The sequence below is a fragment of the Leptolyngbya cf. ectocarpi LEGE 11479 genome (genome assembly GCF_015207065.1).
Lineage (GTDB): Bacteria > Cyanobacteriota > Cyanobacteriia > Phormidesmidales > Phormidesmidaceae > Leptothoe > Leptothoe ectocarpi.
Map to the genome: position 1 here is coordinate 1 of NZ_JADEXP010000401.1, position 5,786 is coordinate 5,786.

General features: G+C 48.3%; 5 protein-coding genes and 1 pseudogene. 3 read left to right on the forward strand and 3 right to left on the reverse strand.

The features are described from left to right. A pseudogene (locus IQ260_RS26795) lies at positions 1–334 on the reverse strand (M23 family peptidase); the annotation flags it as partial. A gap of 354 nt (positions 335–688) precedes the next feature. Between IQ260_RS26795 and IQ260_RS26800 the strand changes: the two are divergent. Together IQ260_RS26800 and dut are read left to right on the forward strand one after the other, a co-directional pair. Continuing rightward, positions 689–1,486, forward strand: coding sequence for an MBL fold metallo-hydrolase (locus IQ260_RS26800; RefSeq protein WP_193996140.1), 798 nt, complete (start codon positions 689–691; stop codon positions 1,484–1,486). A 16-nt stretch (positions 1,487–1,502) separates the two neighbouring features. Next, entirely contained in the window at positions 1,503–1,946 is a 444-nt protein-coding gene (gene dut, locus IQ260_RS26805) for a dUTP diphosphatase (protein ID WP_193996141.1), read from the forward strand. A gap of 1 nt (position 1,947) precedes the next feature. Here dut and IQ260_RS26810 read toward each other — a convergent pair whose 3' ends face one another. After that, the gene (locus IQ260_RS26810; protein ID WP_193996142.1) at positions 1,948–2,442 is read right to left on the reverse strand and encodes a hypothetical protein; all 495 of its coding nucleotides are present in this window, start codon (positions 2,440–2,442) and stop codon (positions 1,948–1,950) included. 88 nt (positions 2,443–2,530) lie between these two features. Between IQ260_RS26810 and IQ260_RS26815 the strand changes: the two genes are divergently transcribed. Beyond that, positions 2,531–4,654 carry an NAD-binding protein gene (locus IQ260_RS26815; RefSeq protein WP_193996143.1) on the forward strand — a complete coding sequence of 708 codons (2,124 nt, stop codon included), beginning with the start codon at positions 2,531–2,533 and terminating at the stop codon, positions 4,652–4,654. Positions 4,655–5,128: 474 nt separating this feature from the next. Here IQ260_RS26815 and IQ260_RS26820 read toward each other — a convergent pair whose 3' ends face one another. Next, positions 5,129–5,440: a hypothetical protein gene (locus IQ260_RS26820; protein WP_193996144.1), complete on the reverse strand. Its 312-nt coding sequence runs from the start codon at positions 5,438–5,440 to the stop codon at positions 5,129–5,131. Positions 5,441–5,786: the final 346 nt, after the last annotated feature.

The window sequence follows — 5,786 nt, forward strand, 5'->3', positions numbered from 1 at the left end:
CCCCACCCCTTGGGGGGTTATTGTCTGACGACACATCCGGAGCGCCCAGTTCAGGTAAGCCCGCCCGCTCTTTCAAGTTTTCAATTTCAGAATCGAGTGTATTGAGATCCGTCAGGACCTGATGGGCCTGATCCGTTAGCTGGCGATTTTCATCGGCCAGTTGAACGTTACTTTGAAATAAGGAAAAAATAACAGCTCCAAGCCAACCAAGAGGCACACCCAGCAGGACAAACGCAGCGATCATCCCAGCAAGTGGAGTAAACGTAATGGTGACAGGGGTCTGTCCAGAACGGGTCACTAAAACGGTGTAATTTTTCAGCAATCGCCGACGCATAGGCACTGAATTTAAGCGTTTTATCTGAGTAACATCCGCTAAGTTGCAAATGGCTCAAAAACGCTGTCCGAATCTGTACATAAACCAGCCTGATTATACGGGGATCACCTCGATAAAATAAGAAATAATTTGAAGAAACGTATGAAATACGGCGAAATTATAAGAAAAACTTAATAATTGTTTTTACGGATATCCTCTATTTTGTTCCAGCTAACGAACATTTTTGGTCAGGGTTACTAGCTCAATTCTGTACAATTTTTAATAAGCCGGTCTCTAAGACTCTAGTATTTCTAAATATTGAGCCCTTGGCTTCAGGGCATTGGGATTTTTTTACGCTTATATCAGGGGACTGCTATGCCAGGAATAGAGTCAGGAAACATTACTTGGTTAGATGTCAACAGTTGGCAGTTTAACCTGGCAGGACGTCATATATTGGTGGATCCGTGGCTGGTGGGGGATCTGGTATTTGGAGGCTCAAGCTGGCTAATTCGCGGAGTCAGGCCTCAGCCTGTGTCGATTCCTACCCAAGTAGATCTGTTGCTATTATCCCAAGGTCTAGCAGATCATGCCCATCCAGAAACCTTGGATGCTTTAGATAAATCGATTCCAGTGGTGGCTTCGACCGCTGGGGCAAACGTGGCCACAGAAAAAGGGTTTACCGATGTGACGGCCCTTACTCCCGGTCAAGATTATCGTTTGGGGGATGATGTTCTGATTGAAGCGTTGCCTGGGGCTCCCATTGGACCGCTGACCCAGGAGAATGCTTATATTGTCACCGTGCTAAGTACGGGACTACGTATATATTATGAACCCCATGGCTACCCGGCGGCCGATCTCGACCAGCGGCCGCCAGTGGATGTGGCGATTACACCGCTTGTCAGCCTGACACTGCCTGTCTTAGGGCCTGTGATTCGAGGGGGCGAGGGGGCCTTAGAGCTAACCCAAAAGACCAAACCTCAGTGGCTGCTACCCACTGCCGATGGCGGGGATGTTACCTATGAGGGGCTGGTGGCTAAGTTTTTGAAGGCAAGTGGAGGGGTGGAGGCGGTGCGATCGCAGCTCGCCGCTGCCCACATTCCTACAGAAATCAAAGCCTTGCGTCCCATGGAGACCTTAACCCTCGACCTCAAGCCTCAGTCGGTCGCTGTTTGAAGAACTGTTGGAAGCTATGGCTGTACCCATTGTCAAATTCAAAAAACTTGCTCCCACTGCCGTTCTTCCCAGATACGCCCACCCCGGTGATGCCGGGGCCGATTTAGTTGCCACTGAGTCTTACACCCTAGAGCCGCTACAGCGCATGGCCATTCCCACCGGTTTGGCAGCAGAAATTCCCCCAGGCTATGAAATGCAGGTACGGCCCAAGAGTAGTTTGGCTCTCCATCACGGCATCACGTTGCTGAATACACCGGGGACGGTGGATGCCGGCTATCGAGGAGAAATTAAGGTGATTTTGATCAACCTGGGGCAGGTTGCCTTTGACATCAGCCCAGGTCAGCGGATTGCACAGATTGTGATTGCCCCTGTCATTCAAGCCGAATTTGTAGAAATAGAAAGATTGAGCGAGTCCCAACGGGGTGAGGGTGGATTTGGCTCAACAGGAAAGATGTATTGACTCAAAACGGATTAGAGGCAGAAGTGACCCCATGGAGTAACTCGGCTAAGATTCCTTGAATACTTTTGTGGGAATATGCGGCATCTGGAGAGGCTTCTGTACCAGGTTTCTGAAAATAAGGGCGTTCTCCATTCATCTGTCCACACTCCACGGCTACCTGACGAGCAAACTCGTACAGGATTGGGGGGTTCTCCATAATATCGAGCACAATCACTTGCAATGCGGTTAGGGGCTCGTCTAGATATTTGCCAATCCGCCCATCGGTTTTGACCCAGCGTTTGAGACATGGCTGTAGTGCCCCATGAGGATCGACCAGATGTTGGTCAATCGACCCGTTGATGGCTGCTAGAGCACGTAATGGTCGGGGGACCATCGCCTGACTACCCTTTAAAAATGAACCACCCTCACGACCAATGGCTTCACTGAGGTTAAATTTACGCTCTGCTCGGATCTGGCGTTGTAAATCATTGGGAAGTGGATGGTTAAATGGCGACATTTTGCTAGGCTGTTAGTACGTAGTTAAGAATAATTCAAGACCAGAAATGGTACATAATGACGAAGCCAATATGTACATTGGATAAGCTATGGCTGGTGATGATGGCGATCTAAACCCTAGAACGTATATTCCTAATTTGTCACCGTCCACCGAGGTGCACCAGGATCATTTTATTGTGTGTGGTCTGGGAAGTTTGGGCCAGCAGATCATTGTCAATTTGACTAAGTTTAGTTTGGATTCCTTTGAGGTGCAGATCGCTGGCATCGATCGGGAGCCAGTGACGGAGTGGGAACTCGAAGACCTGCCTAGTATGCTCAGTCAGCCACCGATTGTGGGGGACTGTCGCCGAGACCATGTGCTGCAACGAGCAGAGATTGGTCGGTGTCGTGCGGTTTTAATCGTCACCAGCGATGAAAGTATTAATGTACAAACGGCGATTGCAGTGCGACGGTTAAACCCAACTGTTCATATTGTGGTGCGGTCCTCGCGTCGGGGGCTAAATCGTTTGCTCAGTCGTCAGCTGGGGCGGTTTGTGGCGTTGGATGCAACGGAGCTACCGGCCATGACCTTTGCCCTGGCCGGTCTAGAAGATAATACGCTGAGCGTATTTAATATCGATGCGTTTCAGTTTCGGGTGGTAGAACGGCAGATTACAGCTAAGGATCCTCAATATTGTGATATGCCGGTGCATCGGCTCCATCGGCAGAATGTCCGGCTGCTGAATCTAAAGCCCTTTAGTAGTCCTCACCAACCCATTGGCTGGGCGACGACGGCATCGTCGATGTTTCACCGTTGGCAGCCCCACGTGCGGGTGCAGTCGGGAGACCAGGTTGCCTATGTGGAGGTGAAAACTCTGACCCATAGCCAGATCCTGCACATGCCCAAACGCTCTGATCCCTGGTTTAAGCTGCGTCAGGGAATTGCTGATGTACTGGATGGGGCATGGCGACGACGATTGTGGACGTTCTGGCAGAGTGCGGAACAGCAGTCGCTGCGACGGGTGGTTGCGATCGCACTCACCACCGCCATTGTCCTATGGATCACTGGCACCCTGTTGCTTTATCTCAATATTGTTCCTAAGATCAGCTTCACCAAAGCTGTTGTTCTGGGCGCTATCCTCATCCTGGGCGGCTACGGCGATGTCTTTGGTGGGTTTGAATCTAGCGGTGCCCAGGGTTGGGTACTGATTGCCTGTTTGCTAATTGCCACCACCAGTTTGCTGATGGTGATCGGTGTTTTGGGCTTACTGGCCGATCAGCTACTTAGTTCTCGGTTTGAATTTCTCCAGCGTCGCCCCAAAGTTCCCAAAGAAAATCATGTGATTGTTTTAGGGCTGGGGCGAGTGGGTAAACGAGTTACCCGGATCTTGCAAGATCTGCGGCAGCCGCTGGTGGCTATCACCCACCAGGTGGATAATCCGGCTCTACGCAACCAAATTCCTTTATTGGAAGGCCCGATGCTGCAACAGCTACAGGAGGCCAATCTCTCCACTGCCCGCAGTGTCATTGCTGTCACTGACGATCCTGTTCTTAATTTGGAGGTGGCTCTGCTCGCAGCGGAGGCCCTAGAAAGTGAGGACCGGCCCTTTACCCCCGTTATTCGCACCCTCAGTCAGCTGTTTAGCGACAACATTCAATCATTTTTACCCCAGGCCCGTTCGTTTTCGGTCTATGCCCTATCAGCAGAAGCCTTTGCCGGAGCTGCCTTTGGTGAAAACATTTTGGGACTATTTCGGTTAAACCACCAGACCATTTTGATTACGGAATATACCATTGAGTACGGCGATACTCTCGATGGCAAACCTCTGGCAGAAATTGCCTATGGCTATGGTGTTGTTCCGATTTTGTTGCGCCAGAGTCAGCCCAACAGACAGTATCAAGACTACCCCATGCCCTCTGATGACTTGCGAGTTCACCTGCGAGATAAGCTCTATGTGCTTTCCTCCATCAATGGCTTACGTCGCATCGAACGAGGTGAAATGACCGCTCCCCGACAGTGGTTCCTGGAAGTAGATGCGCCCCTCAATCCCACTATGATCTCAGAAGCCAGCGAGGTTCTAGCCAAGCTCTCAAGTGTAAAGTTAGAAGACTGTCGTCGATTGATGGCCAGTTTGCCTAATACTCTGCAGCTGGCCCTCTATGATTATCAGGCCCATCGGCTGATGCAAGAGTTAAAGCACAGTGTTCCCATTCGTTTATCGCCACTGCGTTAGTTCACATCACGACTATCCAGACTCCACAACAGCAACTGCATTCACTTAGGATTTCACACTCTCCTCAGCATAAACGGGTGGATATGCTAGATACCTAGAGGTATTGTGCAGCTATTCAGGTGTTATTTTTTACATTCATAGCGTGGTTGCTAAAAAATGAAACATTTCTGCAGAAACTTACTTTTCCATGGATCTATATATTCGAAAACGATCATCCTTGAGGTAACTAAGGGCTATCTCTAGAGGGATCGTAGTATGTCAGAACTGTTTATAAACAAAATGAAAATAATAGAGTTCTTCTCAAGTTTATATGCCACGAGCTTATCAAGCAGAAGATGAATGATCTAGGGTGGTCCAGTACAGTCTCTGAAACTTAATCAGATATGAGTTCCAATCTCTAGAGACCCTTAACAACAAGAGTTTCTCTACTGGACCATCTATCATTTTGCTACTTTATCTAAAGCTCTGAGAGATTTAAGTTTTTTTAGGACTTTTTAGATCTTTTCTAAAGGAATCTTCTGGCTCAATTTCCCAAATATTCTCTAGCTGCCTTGATAGATATAGCCACTCAAATTCACTATCACTTAGCCAGTTGTAGAACCCATCTGGCGCTGGGGGATTAACATACCCATTTTCCGACGGAGCCAATAGATGAGGAGGGCCGATCTCTTTTTCGGTCAGGATAGCATTGAGCATATCTAGTTCAATGTGGCCTAGATCAGCCGAGGAAAACATCATCGGGTAAGCGGTAGCTATGGTGAATTTAGGATTAAATCGGGGCTTCATGACTGCACACTGTTGATGGACTGCAACAGACCTAGTGTTGCAGTCATCTTTGACAATAACGGTTCTGAAAAGTTCAAATTTATCCAGTTTTTATAACAAGTTTATTCAGTTTTATCGCAGTTTTATCAACGTGTGATTTGTATTGGTTTGATCAGTGATTTGAATCACTCATGTCCGTAATATCAATACTCCGGACAGAATTAGGAGACTAGAACCCCGTAGTCACAAAGACTTGGAAAGTTGGGATGTGATTTAATCAAAGTCTCGTCTAAGTCTAAGTTTCGAATAAACCTGTCAATCAGATGCTGATTGAGTTTGCGACGTTTGTAGGAGGCCATGGAAAAGA

Excerpts from the sequence above, each read along its gene's own strand:
- IQ260_RS26800 (WP_193996140.1), top strand. The coding sequence starts at position 689 with ATGCCAGGAATAGAGTCAGGAAACATTACTTGGTTAGATGTCAACAGT.
- dut (WP_193996141.1), top strand. The coding sequence starts at position 1,503 with ATGGCTGTACCCATTGTCAAATTCAAAAAACTTGCTCCCACTGCCGTT.
- IQ260_RS26810 (WP_193996142.1), bottom strand. The coding sequence starts at position 2,442 with ATGTCGCCATTTAACCATCCACTTCCCAATGATTTACAACGCCAGATC.
- IQ260_RS26815 (WP_193996143.1), top strand. The coding sequence starts at position 2,531 with ATGGCTGGTGATGATGGCGATCTAAACCCTAGAACGTATATTCCTAAT.
- IQ260_RS26820 (WP_193996144.1), bottom strand. The coding sequence starts at position 5,440 with ATGAAGCCCCGATTTAATCCTAAATTCACCATAGCTACCGCTTACCCG.